We start from the raw sequence: 17,055 nt of genomic DNA on the forward strand, positions 1-17,055 counted from the left end.
CTCAGACTGCCATTGCGACCATTCTGGCCAGTTCGACGGTGCGATTGGCATAGCCCCATTCGTTGTCGTACCAGGCATAGAGTTTGACCTGGGTGCCATTGATGACCATGGTCGACAGCGCATCGATGATCGACGAGCGCGGATCGGTACGGTAATCGATGGACACCAGTGGACGCTCCTCGAAACCGAGGATGTCTTTGAGCTCGTTCTCGGAGGCGTCCTTGAGAAGTTTATTCACCTCTTCGACCGTGGTGGCCCGCTCGACCTCAAAGACACAGTCCGTCAGCGAAGCGTTGGCCAATGGCACACGTACGGCGTGCCCATTCAGGCGCCCACGCAGCTCCGGGAAAATTTCCGCAATCGCGGTGGCCGAGCCGGTGCTGGTCGGAATCAAACTCATCCCCGAGGCACGCGCTCGGCGCAGGTCCTTGTGCGGCTGATCGAGAATGCTCTGGGTGTTGGTCAGGTCGTGGATGGTGGTGATCGAACCGTGGCGAATGCCCAGTTTCTCGTGGATGACTTTCACCACCGGCGCCAGGCAGTTGGTCGTGCATGAAGCGGCGGTGACGATGCGATGTTCCGCCGGTTTGAATAGCTGATGGTTGACGCCCATGACAATGTTCAACGCGCCCTTCTCTTTCACTGGCGCACTGACCACCACGCGCTTCACGCCTTGGTCCAGGTAAGACTGGAGGACCGCAACCGTCTTCATTTTGCCGCTGGCTTCGATCACCAGATCACAGCCCGACCAATCGGTGTCGGCAATCGTCTTATTGGCCGATACCTTGATTCGTTTGCCGTCGATGACGATGCTGTCGCCCTCGGAATCAGCCTGGAAATGCCAACGACCATGCACCGAGTCGAAATTAAGCAGGTGCGCATGAGTCGCCGCGTCCCCTGCTGGATCGTTGATCTGCACGAACTCAAACTCTGGCCAGCTCCAGGCGGCTCGCAGCGCGAGGCGACCGATCCGGCCGAAACCATTGATGCCAACTTTGATCGTCATGTTGTGGTGCTCCGTATCTGCTGTCAGTGGGCGTTCGACGGGATATCGAACCGGGCGATGTTTTCAATAGGGGCAGGATGCTGAATCGCTTGTGGACGCAACGACCAATCCTGTACGGGCGCCCTTCTTCCCTGGGCACGGGGCAGTACGGAATATGGGTGTTGTGGCACGGTGAAAAAGCCTCAGATGGAGCGCTGATTAACACGCTTCATGAGTTCTTCCGCCGACTCCTTGCGTTCGGAATAACGATCAACCAGATAGTCCTGACGGTCGCGAAGCAGCAGCGTGAATTTCACCAACTCTTCCATCACATCAACGACACGGTCGTAGAACGGAGAAGGTTTCATCCGGCCGTTATCGTCGAATTCCATATAGGCCTTCGGCACGGAGGATTGGTTAGGGATGGTGAACATGCGCATCCAACGTCCCAGCACTCGCAGCTGATTGACCACGTTGAACGACTGCGAGCCACCGCACACCTGCATGACGGCGAGGGTTTTACCCTGGGTCGGGCGTACCGCGCCCATCGCCAGTGGCACCCAATCGATCTGCGCCTTGAAAACCGCGCTCATGGAACCGTGACGTTCTGGAGAGCACCAAACCTGCCCCTCGGACCACAGCATCAGCTCGCGCAGCTCCTTCACACGTGGGTGATCGTCCGGTGCGTCATCGGGCAGCGGCAAACCTGACGGATTGAAAATCCGCGCCTCGGCGCCGAAGTGCTCCAGCAGTCGAGCGGCCTCCTCGACCAACAAGCGACTGAAGGAGCGCTCACGGGTCGATCCGTAGAGCAGCAATATGCGTGGCTTATGGATAGAGGTCTTCTCGATGCCCAGCTTGTCAGTCGATGGGAAATCAACCAGTTCGGTATCGAGTTGGGGGATTTGGTCATCAAACATAGTCTTTGTCCTGCGCAATGGCGCTCTTGGATTCATCGAACCAGCGGCGTTTCAGCCAAAGGGCCACACCGACCAGAGATATCAGTACCGGCACTTCCACCAATGGGCCAATCACCGTGGCAAACGCAGAGGAACAGGATTTTCATCGAGCAGTCTCGCAGTCGAAGGCGCAATCAGGCGATTTTGCTTGCACAGCACACGGCTGCCCGTTCAGGACGGTCACCCATTTCATCAAGGCGTTTGGCATCAGGGCTCAGCCAATGCCTGTTGCTTTCCAGCACGGTGGTCAGCACTTGATGAACCCAGTCAGGGAGGTTCGGGTGCAGGCGGTAGTACACCCATTGACCTTGGCGACGGTCCGACAACAAGCCACACGTACGCAATTGCGCCAGGTGCCTGGAGATTTTTGGCTGGCTTTCGTTCAAGGCGCAGGTCAGCTCGCACACACAAAGCTCTCCTTCACGGGTAATGAGCAGCATGGTGCGGACACGGGTGTCATCAGCCAGACATTTGAAAACAGTGGTCGGTGTCAGATGGTCGGCCATATCGATGCTCAGCGTTTGGTTTCACCAGGATGAATATCTTGATGCGCTCATGAATGTCGTAAAGGGTGCCGGTGCTTGCGGGTCACTGCGAAATCTCGATTCATATACGATTTAACGAATATATGTTTTTACGCATATAAGGTAAATGAAAAGAAACGAAATATTTCCTCAAGGCGCCTGTTCCTGAGGATCACAGTCAGCTCAAAGCCTTGATCTTAAGGCGAGCAGCAGGCTGGCACCTGGCGAAATGCTTTGGATATATGGGGGAAATTGAATATTAGAAAGCTGTAATGAGTCAGGCGCTCACACAGAAACAGTCTCACGCCTGTTCGCATCGGCCAATGATGCCTGCGCGAGTGCGCCCAATGTACCCACCGGCCGAACACGGCAGGTGGGTACAGATCCGATCGACACGAACAAGGTTGAGCGACCGATAGTGGGCAAAACATGGGCGATGAACTGATCCGGTCGCACCAGTACCATTGCGCCCCGCTCACGATCAATGCCGCGTAACGCGAATACATCCAGACGACTGTCCGCAGCCCGCTCACAAACCGTCATAGTCCAAGCGTGATGACTGGCTGCGCAGCACAGGTATTCATTTTTCCAGCTCGGTGAGTACGCCGACCACCAGGTGCAGGCTTTTACCCGCACTCTCGGTGCGTCGCACGTTTTCCTGATTGCTCGCAGAAATCACCACCAATTCGCTGAGGTTGCGTGAAATATCTTCGGTGACCAGCGTCTGCTCTTCGGCCGCAACGGCGATCTGCTGGTTCATGTCGCAGATGGTCTGCACCGCGTCGGTGACGCCACCCAGAATCTTGCCGGCGAGCTGGACCTGATCAATGCCGCTCTCGATGCTGCGCTTCCCACTCTCGATGGCTTGTACCGCACTTTCTGCGCCCTTTTGCACGGTGGCGATGATGGTGTTGATTTCAGCCGTGGACTGGGCAGTACGTTGTGCCAGGTTGCGTACTTCGTCGGCCACGACGGCAAAGCCTCGCCCCTGCTCGCCGGCCCTGGCAGCTTCAATGGCGGCGTTCAGCGCCAGCAGATTGGTTTGTTCTGCAATGCTGTGGATGACCGCCAGCACCTCACCGATTCGCCCACTGTCATCTGCCAGGCGATGGATGACTTTAGCCGTGTTGGTGATTTCATCGCGGATGTCGTTGATGCCGTTGACCATGCCTACCATGGCTTTTTCGCCTTGCTGGGTCGCGTTTTCGGCATCATCGGCGGCGCGTGCAGCTCGCGTGGCATGGCTTGCAACTTCTTGCGCGGTGCTGGCCATTTCTTCCATTGCAGTAGCGACCTGATCCAGGCGCAGACTCTGGTCTTGTATGCCTTGACCCAACTCGATTGCGATCGAATTCAGCTCGCCACTGGCCGCATCCAGCTGGCGGGTGCTTTGTTCCAGGCGCATGGAAGTTTCCAGGCGCACATCACGCAAGGTATCCGTGGCCCATTGCAGGCTACCCGCCTGGTCTATCCGGGCATTGTTTGCCCGTTCAGCGCCATGGCTTCTATCCAACCGCTCAATGCATTCGAGCAAATGCCCCAGTGGCGCGAATAACACACGGTTGAACAACCTCAGAGCCAGTAACCACGCCAGCCCACCAACGGCCAGAAGTGCCAGGGCTCCCGTGAACCATGTCGGTTCAGACAGGACGTTAGTGAAAAAATAGACACAGAGCGGCACCGATAGCATGACCAACAACAGGCTGGCCCCTATCGACGTCAGCACCTGTGTGCGTATCGAACGCTTAAACAACATGAACGCGGTCCTCGGTAAACGAAGGGTGTAAATCGAGAAGCGATTAATGGCCCAATGGTGCCTGTCCACTTTGTGTCAGCGGAGTTTGCGCGGTATCGCTCTGCACCCGCGCCGACGTTGCAACCTGAGGCTGCGCCTCGTCGTCGCTGCTCATCGAGCGGCGAAAACCCTTGATCGTCTCGCCCAAGTCGGATCCCAGGCTCTTCAGGCGTTTACCTCCGAACAGCACCGCCACTACGAGCAAGAGCACCAGCCAGTGTTTCCAGTCGAACAGGCCCATCTCCACCTCCTTATTTATGATTTAACGCCCACCACTTGACGGTGGGCGCGGTAGAAGTGGATTACTCGATGTCTTCGTAGGGCAGGCCCACGTAGTTCTCTGCGATGTTGACCAGACCGGCGTGTGAGTTGAAATAATATTCACGGTCGGCTTGCTGCATCTTCTGGTCCCACGCGTCCTTGTGATCGCCGAAGTCGTGCAGCAGGTTGGTCATGAACCAGCTGAAACGCTCCCCCTTCCAGACACGGCGCAGTGCCAATTCGGAGTATTTCTCCAACAAGTCCGTACGCCCTTCCTTGTAGACCTTGACCAGGATGCGATACAGGTAGCACACGTCCGAGGCGGCCAGGTTCAAGCCCTTGGCACCGGTTGGCGGCACGATATGGGCGGCGTCGCCGAGCAGAAACAACTTGCCGTACTGCATTGGCTCGACGACGTAGCTGCGCAACGGCGCGATGCTCTTTTCCAGCGAAGGACCGGTCTCCAGCTTTTGCGCAACGTCCTGTGGCAGACGTGCCTTGAGCTCATCCCAGAAGCGTTCGTCGGACCACTCCTCGACCTTGTCGGTCAGCGGTACTTGCAGGTAGTAACGGCTGCGGGTCAGCGAGCGCTGACTGCACAACACGAAGCCACGGTCGTGGTGGGCATAGATCAACTCGTGGTTGACCGGCGGGGTGTCGGACAGCAGTCCCAGCCAGCCGAATGGATACACGCGCTCGTAGTGGGTGAGCACCTCTGCGGGAATGCTCTGTCGGGCAACCCCGTGGAATCCGTCGCAACCGGCAATGTAGTCGCAATCGATCCGATGAGTCTGGCCATCCTTTTCGTAGGTGAGATAGGGACTTTCGCCCTTCATTTCGTGCGGTTGCACATTCGCGGCTGAGTAGATGACTGGAGCGCCACTGGCGGTGCGGGCGTCCATCAAATCCCGGGTCACCTCGGTCTGGCCATAGACCATTACCGTCTTGCCGCCAGTCAGCCCCTTCAGGTCAACACGCACGCGCTTGCCGGAAACCAGCAACTCAACGCCGTCGTGGACCAGGCCTTCGGCATCCATGCGTTCGTGGACACCGGCTTCGCGCAGCATGTCGACAGTGCCTTGCTCCAGCACCCCGGCACGAATACGGTTGAGGATGTATTCAGGCGTTTGACGTTCGACAATGACATTGTCGATACCGGCCTTGTGCAGCAATTGGCCCAACAGAAGACCGGAAGGACCAGCACCAATGATAGCGATCTGAGTTTTCATTATTTTGGCTTCTCGTAAGCACTCCAGCCGATGCGGAACAGCGGCCGGATGTTTTAGATTTATTCTTCCCTTGCATTTTTACTGACAAATTTTCGAAAAACAGGGGATAAAACCCACGAGAAATTGCACTTTTAGTAATTCGGTTCGATTATCGGTTAACGCACTACCTCCTCTTATTAGCTCCCGGCAGGTCGGTTGAACAATGAAAACAGGTCTCACTAACATCCCTGTATTTAAGTTGTACGGAGAAAGCCAGACGTGGCCAACGTCTGACTTGCTGCACTGTGAGTCCATTCCCAAACGTAGCAGCCTGCATCATTGGGAGATCAAGCCACACCGCCATGCCGACCTGTTTCAGCTGCTATATGTCCAGCGCGGCCAGGCCGTGGTCGAGATCGAGGGCAAGCGCAGTGATGTGCTGGAAGCGGCCATTCAGGTCGTCCCGCCCATGACGGTGCATGGCTTTCATTTCTCGGAAAACATCGAAGGCTACGTCCTGACCCTGAGTGCTCCCCTGGTCGCCCGGCTGGAGGAGCAAATGGGCGCCCCCCTGACTGTTTTAGCCTCAACGGGTTGTTACCCGGTCGGACGCGAGCGCCGCTATCTGACGCCCCTGTTCACCGCACTCCACCACGAATACCTGAACAGCGCGCCGTCCCGTGACCTGCAACTGCACTCGTTGGTCAGCGTACTGATGGTCTGGATCAGTCGACAACGACAAATGAAGACCTCACCACGCAACCTTGGCGAGCGCAATCAGCACATGCTTGGCCACTTCATCAGGTTGATAGAGCAGCATTACCGCGAGCACCTTTGCGTCGATACCTTTGCTCATCGCATCGGGCTCTCCAATGTGCATCTCAATACCTTGTGCCGGGAACTGACAGGGCAAACGGCGCTGCAAATGATTCACCAGCGTGTGATGCTGGAAGCCAAACGAAGCTTGATTTATACCAACATGAGTATCAGCCATCTGTCCGATCATCTCGGCTTCAGCGACCCCACCTACTTCTCGCGCTTTTTTCGCCGCCTCAGTGGCCAGACTCCGAATGCCTTCCGCCATGCGGCCAGGCATGGCGACAGCGAGACCTGAACATTCGAACTTTCCGCGGCCAGCCGAATTCTCTTAACAAAAACCGCCGACAGCGCCGCAAGAAGAGATTTCAATTGCCCTAATTAATTATCAAGTCATTGATTTTAAACGAAATAATTAATAATTTGAGTTGGCACGATAGTTGAGAAGCGACCTTGCGGGAATTCATATCCCGCATCGTTCACAACAATAAAAAGGCTGGACTTCTCATGCGTCAAACTCTCACTCACTGCACTTCCCTTGCCCTCAGCGCTGGCCTGCTCCTGGCCGACAGCACATCACTGGTTCAGGCTACCGAAGGCGGTGTCTCCTCCTGGCCAATGGGTATCGAAATCTACGGCATGGGGGTTCTGCCGCCACCGGGCACCTACGGGCAGCTGTTCGTCGGCAACTATATGGCCGACACCTTGCGCGATAACGCGGGCGACAAAGTGGCCGACATCGACCTGCGCGTCACGACGCTCGTGCCACGGTTTGTCTGGGTCACCGAGCAGCAAGTACTCGGTGGCAACCTCGGCTTCCACGCACTGCTACCGCTCAATGACATACGGCTGAACATCAAGAACGGTCCGCACGAACACAAGCGCGGCCTGGGCGACGCTCACCTGGGTCCGGTGATCGGGTTCCACCACAGCGACAAGTTCCACACCGCCATGGGTGTCGACTTCGTGGTGCCTACCGGCGGCGAGTATGACAAGAACGACTTGGTCAACCTCGGCACTAACTACTACACCGTACAAGCGGTATATGCCATGACCTACATGGACCCCACGGGTTTCAACGCCGATGTGCGCCTGATGTACGATTACAACTTCGAAAACCAGGACACCCACTACCAGTCCGGCCGCGAGCTTCATGCCGACTACACCCTTGGTTGGGGCCTGGGCAATGGCTGGGTACTGGGCATCGGTGGCCACGCCTATAAACAAGTGAGCGATGACCAGTGCAGCGCCGCTCATTGCGCCGCCGCAGCCGCTGTCGAGGCCGCTGACGGCAACCGCGGCAGTTCCTTTTCCGTCGGCCCGGCCATTCAATACGCCAGCAAGGATGGCTGGTTTCTCAGCGCCAAATGGCAAGATGAATCCGGCGTCCGCAACCGTGCCGATGGCCAGACCTACTGGCTGAAGTTCACGATCCCGCTCTGAGCCTACCCCGACGCCACCCATGACAACGCCCCATGACCATCAGATCATGGGGCGTTGCATGGCCCGCTTGCCGGTTTCGGCCCTAGCTCCCCTTGAGGCGATAACTGACCTGCGCGCGACTCATGCCGAGCATTTGTGCCGCCGCCGTGATGTTCCCCCCCGAGCGCTCGAGCGCCAGGCGCACCAGGCGCAGCTCGATTTCTTCCAGGGACATATTCAACACCCGTTGGCGCCCGGAAACGAAGGCCTGCAAACTCTCCAGAACGGGCTCGCGAAGTGCGTCTGCACCTCCCTCTTCTTCCGTTGATTGCGCAGGTGTCGGCACCTTATCCGCCGCCTCATGCTGAACGGCAGACAAACGCCCTTGAGGGGTCAGGCCAATGGCCGTCGCCATCAACGGCGCTCCAGCTTCGGCCAGATGCACCATGTCGATCACCTCACCGTCACCGGCGGCAATCACACCGCGTTCGATCAGGTTCTGCAGCTCACGAATATTGCCGGGAAACCGATAAGTGAGCAGCGCGTTGACCAGCCGCGTGCTGAACCCCGCCAGCTTACGCCCATGGCGCAAGCTGAAATGGCGCAGAAAATAACTCATCAGCAACGGGATATCTTCGCGACGTTCCCGCAACGGTGGCAGATGAATGGGAAAAACATTCAGTCGGTAGAACAGGTCTTCACGAAAACGCCCGGCCTCAACCTCGCGACGCAGATCCAGGTTAGTCGCCGCGATAATCCGTACATCCACGCGGATCGGCGCCGTACCACCGACTCGCTCGATCTCACCTTCCTGCAGGGCTCGCAAAATCTTGCTCTGCGCACTGAGGCTCAAGGTCGCAATTTCGTCGAGGAACAACGTCCCGCCATGGGCTCGCTCGAAACGCCCGGGCCGCGAACGCTCGGCGCCAGTGAAGCCCCCCCGCTCGACACCGAACAATTCGGCCTCCACCAGATTCTCCGGCAGGGCCGCGCAGTTGAGCGCCACAAGCGGCATGTGCTGCCGGGAACTCGATTGGTACAGCGTTCGGGCGAATAGCTCTTTTCCGACGCCCGACTCCCCGATCAACAACACCGTCGCCTGCGTCGGCGCGACACGTTGCAGCAATTGGCTGGCCGCGACAAACGCAGCCGAAATACCCACCAACGGTTTGCCGTCTACAGGCTCTTCCAGTTTGGCAACGGTGGTCTCAACGCCCGAGGTGTAAGTGCTGCGACTGAGAAAGTCACTCGGATCCAGATACGCCAGGTCAACGTCGATATCGTCCCACTGTTCGGCCGGCTTGCCGACGATGCGACAGGCTTTATGCCCCATCGAACGGCATTCCAGCTCGCGAAACACCACCAGTCGACCGAGCAGTGACGACGCATAACCACTCGCATAACCGATCTCCATCCAGCAAGCCGGTTCGCCCCCCAGGCCGTAGGCGGCAATGTGTTCGTCGTCTTCGAGCGAGTTGTGCCAAAGAAATTCGGAATAGAAGTGCCCGATACCCGAGTCGATCTCGAAGCGCACCACCTCGACATTGACCATGCCTTCGAGCATGTGCAGTCGTGGGCCGGCGCTGTACAGACTGGCGTGATCACCTTCCGGCCATTGTTCGCTGACCTGGGCGGCGTCGCGTGCTCCAGCCTGCCAACCAATGCGGGTCAACTGGCCGCGTGCCTTGTCGAAGCCCAGCGCATCAATCAGTTCGCGGCGAATGGCACCGAAGGCAGAGCCCTGCAGCAGCATCACCCGTTGGCCACATAACCAGATGCTTCCGTCCTGGGGGGCGAAAGCCACCGTTTCAGCCAATTGCTCGGCCGAAGGCAGGCCGCTGGCACCAAACTGGCTGGCCCGGTCAACGATATAGCGCTTTTGTCTGCCGAGCATCTGCTTGAGGAATTCCTCATCGGCAGGACGGCTATTGTTATTAGGAGTCATAGGGTCAACAGGCGGCAGGGAAGTAAAGTTTCAAGTATGCCCGGACAACCCGCACGGTCAATCCGTCAGTGACTGACCACCTGCCATGCGCCCCCACATTTGTCCGATAACCGCACAGATAAAACCGAAAAAAAACCGGGCGTTGAGCTTTCAGCGGCCTGCAGCATCCTCTTCATAAAATTCCGCGCTGGCGACTATAACGTCGACCCATGAACGTTCCACGGCCATCACAAATACGACTAAATTCTTGATTTTATTGAGTATTTTTCATCTAGCCGAGGCTTGGCACGATAGTTGTTATCCGCAGGTGATGAGCCAGGCCGCCTGCTCGCCCCAGCCCCATGGCTGAGCCGGAGCATCCCCGGGTTCCTGCCACGATAAACCGCAAAAAGTCTTCGATCATCGGTGGCGCCCCTGATCGATGCCCTTTCGCACCAATAAGAGAGAAAACTCCATGAACGTTACTCGTCTTGCCTATCAAAACCTTGAACTGCAGCCCCTCGCCGGACAATGGCGCGCCGGCAGCGCCGGTCGTCCGCTGGACGTATTCGACCCCTTCACTCAGAAAAGCTTGTTGCAGATCACACTGGCCAATCGCGATGACCTCGACGAAGCCTATCGCAAGGCACGCGAGACCCAGGCCCATTGGGCTGCCAAGGGGCCGGCCGAGCGTGGCCAGGTGCTGCTCAACGCGGTGAAGATCTTCGACGAGCGTCGTGAAGAAATCATCGACTGGATCATCCGCGAGTCCGGCAGTACGCGCATCAAGGCGCAAATCGAATGGGGCGCCGCCCGCGCCATCACCCTGGAGTCGGCCAGCCTGCCAAGCCGCGTGCATGGCCGTATTATTGCGTCCAACATCCCGGGCAAGGAAAGCCGCGTTTACCGTAAGCCGCTGGGCGTGATCGGCGTGATCAGCCCGTGGAACTTCCCCCTGCACCTGACCGCCCGCTCCCTGGCACCCGCCCTGGCGCTGGGTAATGCCGTGGTGGTCAAACCGGCCAGTGACACCCCCGTCACCGGCGGCCTGTTGCTCGCGCGCATCTTCGAGGAAGCCGGCCTGCCAGCAGGCGTACTCAGCGTGGTGGTCGGTTCCGGCGCGGAAATCGGCGACGCCTTCGTCGAGCACCCGGTACCGGCGTTCATTTCCTTCACCGGCTCGACCCAGGTCGGACGCAATATCGGCCGAATCGCCAGCGGCGGCGAGTACCTCAAGCATGTCGCCCTCGAGTTGGGTGGCAACAGCCCGTTCGTGGTCCTGGCCGATGCCGACATCGAGCAAGCCGTTAACGCCGCCGTGGTCGGCAAGTTCCTTCACCAGGGCCAGATCTGCATGGCGATCAACCGCATCATCGTTGAGCAGCCGCTGCTGGAAACCTTCACCCAGCGCTTTGTCGAACGCGTCAAAGCCCTGCCTTACGGCGACCCGAGCAAAGCCGAGACCGTGATCGGCCCGGTGATCAACAGCAAGCAACTGGCTGGCCTCCAAGGGAAGATCGCCACCGCCAAGGCCGAAGGCGCCACGTTGCTGGTTGGCGGGGAAGCCCAGGGCAACGTCTTGCCGCCTCACGTGTTCGGCCAGGTTACTGCCGACATGGAGATCGCCCGTGAAGAAATCTTTGGCCCTCTGGTCGGGATTCAATCCGCCCGCGATTCCGAGCATGCCCTGGAACTGGCCAATCGCAGCGAATATGGACTGTCGAGCGCTGTGTTCACCTCCAGCCTGGAGCGCGGCGTGCAACTCGCCCAACGCATTCACGCCGGCATGACCCACGTCAACGACATCCCGGTCAACGACGAACCCAACGCACCTTTCGGCGGTGAGAAGAATTCCGGCCTTGGCCGCTTCAACGGCGACTGGGCCATTGACGAGTTCACCACCGACCACTGGATCACCCTGCAACACGCCCCAAGGCCGTATCCGTTCTGACCCGAATCCGGCCTTCCATGAACCAACCTACCAATAAGAATATGGAGTACGAAATGCACTCACTCCTCAACAGCCCTGCTGTGAAACGGACCCTTGTTGCCTGCTTTACCCTGCCGTTTATCGTGCTGGCTGGTCATGCCGCTGCCGATGGCGACGGCGTCTGGAAAGGCGGCGAAAACGTCTATGCCAAGGTGTGTGGCCACTGCCACGAAAACAAGGTCGGCCCACAAATCACCGGTCGCCAACTGCCACCGCAATACATCACTGCGATCGTACGCCACGGCTTCCGTGCCATGCCGGCCTTCCCCGCCTCGTTCATCGACGACAACTCGCTGCAACAAGTGGCCGAATACATTTCCAAAACCTCCGCCCCCGCGGCCAAACCTTGAGGAGTCAGGCATGAACATAGAACGTCGTGTACTGCTCAAGGGCATGGCCTTGGGCGGCCTGGCCGGCGTGGCCATGAGCAGTTCGGGTCTGACCATGGCCAATCGTGTCATGGGCAGTCAGGCCCATCCGGTTCTGCCGACCCTGGCCCTGGTCAGCGGCGAAGTCGCCGAGTCGGCCTTCCTTCAGGGAATTAGCGCCAGCCCGGCAGGCGGGCAAGTCAAGGTTCAGCGTACCGACCTCGGTCTGAGCTTCATGCTCGGCCTGGATAAACGCCTGCGCAGTGGTCAACCACAACGCATCATCGGCCTGGTCGACGATGCCAGTGCCGCACTGATCATTGACCTGGCGCGCAGCGCTGGCGCTCGCGTGCAGTGGATCGGCCAGCACCGCGCCACGACCCATGCCTCGCAGCACCACCTGCTCAGCGCCGAGGCCGCCAGTGGCTGCGCCCCGCAACTGGGCCTGAATTTGAACGCCTGCGGCACGGGCTTCAGCCTCAGCGAATACCGCCTGCATGGCCAACAGGCCCCGCTGCAAGTGTCCGCGGCCGCACGCAGCACTGCCGGTTCCGAGCAATGGGCAGCCACGCTGGGCTACACCCTTGCCGCCCTGGGCACCGCCAACACAGGCCAAGCGCCACTGATCGCCAGCCGCCCATCGCCGCTGACCGGTAATTTCGTTTCGTTTTCGATCGAGGCTTGAAGGAGCTAACCAAATGACTGAGAAAAACAACAAGCCCCTGCTCCCGCGCGGCGTCAACAGCGCAAACTTCGAGCAAGCAATCGCCAAGTTTCGCAAATTGCTGGGCGATGAAAACGTCCTGACCAAAGATGATCAACTGATCCCGTACAGCAAGATCATGATCGCCGTGGACAATGCCGAGCACACGCCGTCTGCCGCCGTCACCGCCACCACCGTCGAACAGGTGCAAGGGGTGGTGAAGATCTGCAACGAACACAAAATCCCGGTGTGGACCATCTCCACGGGTCGTAACTTCGGTTACGGCTCGGCCGCGCCAGGCCAGCGAGGTCAAGTCATACTTGACCTGAAGAAAATGAACAAAATCCTCCACGTCGACCCGGAACTGTGTACCGCCCTGGTAGAGCCGGGGGTGACCTATCAGCAGCTGTACGACTACATCCAGGAACACCAACTGCCGTTGATGCTGTCGTTCTCTGCACCGTCGGCTATCGCCGGACCACTGGGCAACACCATGGATCGTGGCGTGGGTTACACACCCTATGGCGAACACTTTCTGATGCAGTGCGGCATGGAAGTGGTGCTGGCTAACGGCGATGTGTACCGAACCGGCATGGGCGGAGTGAAAGGTGACAATGCCTGGCAAGTATTCAAGTGGGGCTATGGCCCGACGCTGGACGGAATGTTCACCCAAGCCAACTATGGTATCTGCACGAAAATGGGTTTCTGGCTGATGCCGAAACCGCCGGTATTCAAACCGTTCGAGATCAAGTTCGAGAACGAGTCGGACATCGCCGAAATCGTCGAATTCATCCGCCCACTGCGCATCGCCCAGGTCATTCCGAACTCGGTCGTCATTGCAGGCGTACTCTGGGAGGCATCCACCTGCAACACCCGCCGCTCCGACTACACCACCGAGCCGGGCGCGACCTCTGACGCGATCCTCAAGCAAATTCAGAAAGACAAGAATCTCGGCGCCTGGAACGTCTATGCCGCGCTGTACGGCACCCAGGAGCAGGTCGACGTCAACTGGAATATTGTCACTGAAGCCCTGAAGCAACTGGGCAAGGGGCGCATCGTCACCCAGGAAGAGGCCGGCGACACTCAGCCGTTCAAGTACCGAGCCCAGTTGATGTCCGGGGTGCCTAACCTGCAGGAATTTGGCCTGTACAACTGGCGTGGCGGCGGCGGCTCGATGTGGTTCGCACCGGTGAGCCAGGCCCGAGGCAGCGAGTGCGACAAGCAGCAGGCGCTGGCCAAGAAGACCCTCAACAAGCACGGTCTGGACTATGTCGGCGAGTTCATCGTCGGCTGGCGCGACATGCACCACGTCATCGACGTGTTGTATGACCGCTCCAACCCGGAAGAGACCAAACGCGCTAACGCCTGCTTTGCCGAGCTGCTCGATGTATTCGAGAAGGAAGGCTACGCCGTCTACCGCGTCAACACAGCATTCCAGGATCGAGTTGCGCAGAGCTACGGCCCTGTGAAACGCAAACTTGAACATGCCATCAAACGTGCGCTGGACCCGAACAACATTCTGGCACCAGGCAAGTCGGGCATCGACCTCGCCAATTCATTCTGATTGCTCTTGAGGCCCCGCCAGGTCTGTCTTGGCGGGGCTTTGCTATTTGTAGGAAACGAAATGACCCACGTACAACTGCTCGTTGCCAGCGCCCTGTTGCTGGCAGCCCCTTTCACGCAAGCCCAGGGCGACGTCGCTCAGGGCCAGGCCCTTTTCAGTACGCAATGCGGTTTCTGTCACAGCCCCGAAGCGGGTAAGAACCTGATGGGGCCGAGCCTGCACGGCGTGTTCAATCGCGCCAGCGCCCAGGCACCGGCTTTTACCTATTCCGCCGCCCTGCAAGGCGCCAAGCTGCAGTGGAATGACGCCAACCTGGACAAGTGGCTGACAAGCCCTGCCAGCTTGCTGCCTGGCAACATGATGATGTTCCCGGGGCAGCCCGATGCGCAGAGTCGTCAGCACCTCATCGCTTATCTCAAGAGTTTGAAGTAAGCACATTATTGAACCGGCCTTTGGCCACCGACACCGCCTGCCAGCACCACAAGTCAGCGGAAGAGCCTCTCGGCCAGACCTGTCGATAGTTTGGCCGGACACCTAAAAACGGCGAAGCCGCAAACGCTGACCGTCCTCTGGCCGAGGCTTGCCTGTCGGGATGGCAATGCCGAACTACAACGCCCTTTTATCAGGGACCTTTACCCGGCACTCGACAACACGTCAGTCAGTGGTGTGCCCGAGCATGATGTTCGGGCACCGTGGTCGATCGCGGTGCCCACCGTCAAGCCATCCGCTTTTTCGCCGACCTTACCCAGATATTCGACGGGGCCAGAAAACGCCAGCCGTCCGACTTTGGGTAGGGAGCGCGGTGCCAGGCCTTCCCGGTCGGGCAGAAGCCGATGGAAAACCGCAGCCAATACCTGTTCGTTAACTGCGGCAACTCACCTCGAATAATAAGACTAAAGTCTTACGCCGTTCGTCGATGATGGCGTGTTGATATACGTACACGACGCATGGAAATAAGTATCATCCGCCCCGCCTTTTCTTCCACCCCACTACAAACACCCCGAATAACGAGCTTTAAGTCTCCGCATGCACAAGCAAGGAATCATGGATGTTCGCTCCAGCTAACGGCACACGCTCAACAAATCTCAGCATGATCCATCTGTCATCATCAGAGTTCTGCTGCATCGAGCGCTTCATCACTCAATACATTCAGACCAGAGATATTGAGCCAACTGAAGGCGCCAGGCAGCGCTTGCTTGCCGCTCTGGAGGACTACCCTCGCGCGGTGCGTGTGGCCCTTTACGAATTGAATGCGTGGCTGGATAACCGCCTCCAATTGAGGGCCTTCCACCCGCAATGCGCGCGCGCCATTGACGAATGGGTCAACCAGAGGCTTAGAGGGATTTGGGAAATCGCAGGCACAAAGAACCCCGCGTGATGGCGGGGCTTGGCAAGAAAAGACTTAATGAAAGTGCTTGAACTCGTACCTGGCGACGTTCGCTCTCATATCATCCAGCAGGTCATGGCCTCGCCATGTCAGCGAGATCAAAGTCTCGACGCCTGAGGCGTCCACGGTGCTCTCCACGAATGCTTCCTTGACGATGAGCTGGAGTGCATGGGTCGCCTGCTCCTTTTTGGCTGGGTCATGAATGTCGTGACCAAGCGCTACGTTCAGAGCATGCTCTTGAAGAATTCCCTTTCTATTGGCCTGTTCGACTTGCTCAAGAAGTGCCTTGATGTAATTCCAATTGCGCTTCATATGTAAATTCACTCTGCCATTTCAGGTCAAATGAGAATAGTCAGGGAATGGAGCCTCCATAAAAAACCCGACGCAGTGGCCGGGCTTCTTTCACGCATGACTATTTATTTGCACTTTCTGGCCACAACTCGCCAAATTTTCAACAAAGTCAAAGCCATTAATGTGCCGACCACTCCTGCGAAAACACCAGGCTGAAGAGAGGCTGAGGGAGTGACTTTTCCCTATCAAAATCAATAGCCTATCCATACGGGCAATACAGATCCAAAAACAGCTATCAACACGAATAAAACTCATTTTTATAAATTTTTTTTAGAAAAAGACACTAACCTTGTTCTCGTACTAGTCGATGGCCTCTCAAAGGAACCAAGGAGCAAGTCGGAATGAGAAATAATCAGCCTGTCACACAGCGTGAGATTTCACTCGCACCTCAGCAGAAGCTTATTTCGACGACAGATGTTCGAGGTGTCATTACGTACTGCAATGACGCTTTCGTAGAGATCAGTGGTTTTGATAAAGCCGATCTGATTGGTGCCCCGCAAAATATCGTCCGTCATCCTGACGTCCCCCCTGCCGTATTTGCCCATATGTGGGGTGCGCTCAAGCAAGGCCGCCCGTGGATGGGTATCGTCAAAAATCGCTCCAGAAATGGCGATCACTACTGGGTCAACGCCTACGTCACTCCAGTATTTGAAGGCAGCCAGGTCGTCGGCTTTGAATCGGTCAGGGTCAAGCCGACGGCTGATCAGGTCCGCCGTGCTGAATCCCTCTATAAGCGCATCAGTCAGGGAAAGCCGGCCATCCCTCGGCAGGACAGCTGGCTGCCCGCTCTATCGGGCT

Annotated in this window: 18 protein-coding genes and 2 pseudogenes; 9 read left to right on the top strand and 11 right to left on the bottom strand. The window is 57.8% G+C overall.

Annotation, left to right across the window (positions count from 1 at the left end):
* Position 1: 1 nt before the first annotated feature.
* The 8 genes and pseudogenes from AC1Q6D_RS05525 to pobA all read right to left on the bottom strand — a co-directional run bounded on the left by AC1Q6D_RS05525 (position 2) and on the right by pobA (position 5,753).
* The gene (locus tag AC1Q6D_RS05525) at positions 2-1,006 is read right to left on the bottom strand and encodes an ArsJ-associated glyceraldehyde-3-phosphate dehydrogenase (RefSeq protein WP_103405555.1); all 1,005 of its coding nucleotides are present in this window, start codon (positions 1,004-1,006) and stop codon (positions 2-4) included.
* A gap of 182 nt (positions 1,007-1,188) precedes the next feature.
* Positions 1,189-1,905, bottom strand: a complete 717-nt coding sequence (gene arsH / locus AC1Q6D_RS05530) for an arsenical resistance protein ArsH (RefSeq protein WP_103405556.1) — start codon at positions 1,903-1,905, stop codon at positions 1,189-1,191.
* Positions 1,898-2,032, bottom strand: a pseudogene (locus tag AC1Q6D_RS05535) (arsenical-resistance protein); the annotation flags it as partial. The pseudogene AC1Q6D_RS05535 and the gene arsH, both read right to left, overlap by 8 nt.
* 46 nt (positions 2,033-2,078) lie before the next feature.
* On the bottom strand, positions 2,079-2,450 hold the full coding sequence (locus AC1Q6D_RS05540; RefSeq protein WP_103405557.1) for a metalloregulator ArsR/SmtB family transcription factor: 372 nt from the start codon (positions 2,448-2,450) through the stop codon (positions 2,079-2,081).
* Between the two features lie 303 nt (positions 2,451-2,753).
* Positions 2,754-3,011, bottom strand: a complete 258-nt coding sequence (locus tag AC1Q6D_RS05545; RefSeq protein ID WP_103405558.1) for a hypothetical protein — start codon at positions 3,009-3,011, stop codon at positions 2,754-2,756.
* A gap of 37 nt (positions 3,012-3,048) precedes the next feature.
* On the bottom strand, positions 3,049-4,224 hold the full coding sequence (locus AC1Q6D_RS05550; RefSeq protein ID WP_103405559.1) for a methyl-accepting chemotaxis protein: 1,176 nt from the start codon (positions 4,222-4,224) through the stop codon (positions 3,049-3,051).
* 43 nt (positions 4,225-4,267) lie between these two features.
* Positions 4,268-4,504, bottom strand: a complete 237-nt coding sequence (tatA, locus tag AC1Q6D_RS05555; RefSeq protein ID WP_047530796.1) for a twin-arginine translocase TatA/TatE family subunit — start codon at positions 4,502-4,504, stop codon at positions 4,268-4,270.
* A gap of 61 nt (positions 4,505-4,565) precedes the next feature.
* The gene (pobA, locus tag AC1Q6D_RS05560; RefSeq protein WP_103405560.1) at positions 4,566-5,753 is read right to left on the bottom strand and encodes a 4-hydroxybenzoate 3-monooxygenase; all 1,188 of its coding nucleotides are present in this window, start codon (positions 5,751-5,753) and stop codon (positions 4,566-4,568) included.
* Positions 5,754-5,955: 202 nt separating this feature from the next.
* Here pobA and AC1Q6D_RS05565 point away from each other — a divergent pair, with 202 nt between their 5' ends.
* Together AC1Q6D_RS05565 and AC1Q6D_RS05570 are read left to right on the top strand one after the other, a co-directional pair.
* Positions 5,956-6,846: a helix-turn-helix domain-containing protein gene (locus tag AC1Q6D_RS05565; RefSeq protein ID WP_103405561.1), complete on the top strand. Its 891-nt coding sequence runs from the start codon at positions 5,956-5,958 to the stop codon at positions 6,844-6,846.
* Positions 6,847-7,055: 209 nt separating this feature from the next.
* The gene (locus tag AC1Q6D_RS05570) at positions 7,056-7,991 is read left to right on the top strand and encodes a SphA family protein (protein ID WP_103405562.1); all 936 of its coding nucleotides are present in this window, start codon (positions 7,056-7,058) and stop codon (positions 7,989-7,991) included.
* Positions 7,992-8,073: 82 nt separating this feature from the next.
* Here AC1Q6D_RS05570 and AC1Q6D_RS05575 read toward each other — a convergent pair whose 3' ends face one another.
* Positions 8,074-9,915, bottom strand: coding sequence for a sigma-54-dependent Fis family transcriptional regulator (locus tag AC1Q6D_RS05575; RefSeq protein ID WP_103405563.1), 1,842 nt, complete (start codon positions 9,913-9,915; stop codon positions 8,074-8,076).
* Positions 9,916-10,369: 454 nt separating this feature from the next.
* Between AC1Q6D_RS05575 and pchA the strand changes: the two genes are divergently transcribed.
* From pchA to AC1Q6D_RS05600, 5 genes are read left to right on the top strand one after another with little or no spacing between them, the layout of a single operon-like run.
* Positions 10,370-11,845 carry a 4-hydroxybenzaldehyde dehydrogenase gene (gene pchA, locus AC1Q6D_RS05580; RefSeq protein ID WP_103405564.1) on the top strand — a complete coding sequence of 492 codons (1,476 nt, stop codon included), beginning with the start codon at positions 10,370-10,372 and terminating at the stop codon, positions 11,843-11,845.
* Positions 11,846-11,898: 53 nt separating this feature from the next.
* Complete coding sequence (locus AC1Q6D_RS05585; protein ID WP_047530808.1) at positions 11,899-12,234, top strand: c-type cytochrome; 336 nt, start codon at positions 11,899-11,901, stop codon at positions 12,232-12,234.
* Between the two features lie 10 nt (positions 12,235-12,244).
* Positions 12,245-12,937 carry a hypothetical protein gene (locus AC1Q6D_RS05590; protein WP_103405565.1) on the top strand — a complete coding sequence of 231 codons (693 nt, stop codon included), beginning with the start codon at positions 12,245-12,247 and terminating at the stop codon, positions 12,935-12,937.
* A gap of 13 nt (positions 12,938-12,950) precedes the next feature.
* Positions 12,951-14,519 (top strand): FAD-binding oxidoreductase, encoded by a 1,569-nt coding sequence (locus AC1Q6D_RS05595; RefSeq protein ID WP_103405566.1) that lies wholly within the window; start codon positions 12,951-12,953, stop codon positions 14,517-14,519.
* A 60-nt stretch (positions 14,520-14,579) separates the two neighbouring features.
* Positions 14,580-14,951, top strand: a complete 372-nt coding sequence (locus tag AC1Q6D_RS05600) for a c-type cytochrome (protein ID WP_103405567.1) — start codon at positions 14,580-14,582, stop codon at positions 14,949-14,951.
* Between the two features lie 200 nt (positions 14,952-15,151).
* On the opposite strand, the gene AC1Q6D_RS05605 is transcribed toward AC1Q6D_RS05600, so the two are convergent.
* Positions 15,152-15,370: a hypothetical protein gene (locus AC1Q6D_RS05605; RefSeq protein ID WP_158249404.1), complete on the bottom strand. Its 219-nt coding sequence runs from the start codon at positions 15,368-15,370 to the stop codon at positions 15,152-15,154.
* 197 nt (positions 15,371-15,567) lie between these two features.
* Here AC1Q6D_RS05605 and AC1Q6D_RS05610 point away from each other — a divergent pair, with 197 nt between their 5' ends.
* Positions 15,568-15,897: a hypothetical protein gene (locus AC1Q6D_RS05610; protein ID WP_103405568.1), complete on the top strand. Its 330-nt coding sequence runs from the start codon at positions 15,568-15,570 to the stop codon at positions 15,895-15,897.
* A 24-nt stretch (positions 15,898-15,921) separates the two neighbouring features.
* On the opposite strand, the gene AC1Q6D_RS05615 is transcribed toward AC1Q6D_RS05610, so the two are convergent.
* Complete coding sequence (locus AC1Q6D_RS05615; RefSeq protein ID WP_103405569.1) at positions 15,922-16,218, bottom strand: DUF2513 domain-containing protein; 297 nt, start codon at positions 16,216-16,218, stop codon at positions 15,922-15,924.
* Positions 16,219-16,598: 380 nt separating this feature from the next.
* On the opposite strand from AC1Q6D_RS05615, the pseudogene AC1Q6D_RS05620 reads away from it, so the two are divergent.
* Positions 16,599-16,874, top strand: a pseudogene (locus AC1Q6D_RS05620) (PAS domain-containing protein); the annotation flags it as partial.
* Between the last annotated feature and the right edge of the window lie 181 nt (positions 16,875-17,055).

This window comes from Pseudomonas sp. MT92 (genome assembly GCF_058792515.1).

Bases quoted from the DNA above. Each gene is read 5' to 3' on its own strand.
- AC1Q6D_RS05525 (WP_103405555.1), bottom strand. From the start codon at position 1,006: ATGACGATCAAAGTTGGCATCAATGGTTTCGGCCGGATCGGTCGCCTC.
- arsH (WP_103405556.1), bottom strand. From the start codon at position 1,905: ATGTTTGATGACCAAATCCCCCAACTCGATACCGAACTGGTTGATTTC.
- AC1Q6D_RS05540 (WP_103405557.1), bottom strand. From the start codon at position 2,450: ATGGCCGACCATCTGACACCGACCACTGTTTTCAAATGTCTGGCTGAT.
- AC1Q6D_RS05545 (WP_103405558.1), bottom strand. From the start codon at position 3,011: ATGACGGTTTGTGAGCGGGCTGCGGACAGTCGTCTGGATGTATTCGCG.
- AC1Q6D_RS05550 (WP_103405559.1), bottom strand. From the start codon at position 4,224: ATGTTGTTTAAGCGTTCGATACGCACACAGGTGCTGACGTCGATAGGG.
- tatA (WP_047530796.1), bottom strand. From the start codon at position 4,504: ATGGGCCTGTTCGACTGGAAACACTGGCTGGTGCTCTTGCTCGTAGTG.
- pobA (WP_103405560.1), bottom strand. From the start codon at position 5,753: ATGAAAACTCAGATCGCTATCATTGGTGCTGGTCCTTCCGGTCTTCTG.
- AC1Q6D_RS05565 (WP_103405561.1), top strand. From the start codon at position 5,956: ATGAAAACAGGTCTCACTAACATCCCTGTATTTAAGTTGTACGGAGAA.
- AC1Q6D_RS05570 (WP_103405562.1), top strand. From the start codon at position 7,056: ATGCGTCAAACTCTCACTCACTGCACTTCCCTTGCCCTCAGCGCTGGC.
- AC1Q6D_RS05575 (WP_103405563.1), bottom strand. From the start codon at position 9,915: ATGACTCCTAATAACAATAGCCGTCCTGCCGATGAGGAATTCCTCAAG.
- pchA (WP_103405564.1), top strand. From the start codon at position 10,370: ATGAACGTTACTCGTCTTGCCTATCAAAACCTTGAACTGCAGCCCCTC.
- AC1Q6D_RS05585 (WP_047530808.1), top strand. From the start codon at position 11,899: ATGCACTCACTCCTCAACAGCCCTGCTGTGAAACGGACCCTTGTTGCC.
- AC1Q6D_RS05590 (WP_103405565.1), top strand. From the start codon at position 12,245: ATGAACATAGAACGTCGTGTACTGCTCAAGGGCATGGCCTTGGGCGGC.
- AC1Q6D_RS05595 (WP_103405566.1), top strand. From the start codon at position 12,951: ATGACTGAGAAAAACAACAAGCCCCTGCTCCCGCGCGGCGTCAACAGC.
- AC1Q6D_RS05600 (WP_103405567.1), top strand. From the start codon at position 14,580: ATGACCCACGTACAACTGCTCGTTGCCAGCGCCCTGTTGCTGGCAGCC.
- AC1Q6D_RS05610 (WP_103405568.1), top strand. From the start codon at position 15,568: ATGTTCGCTCCAGCTAACGGCACACGCTCAACAAATCTCAGCATGATC.
- AC1Q6D_RS05615 (WP_103405569.1), bottom strand. From the start codon at position 16,218: ATGAAGCGCAATTGGAATTACATCAAGGCACTTCTTGAGCAAGTCGAA.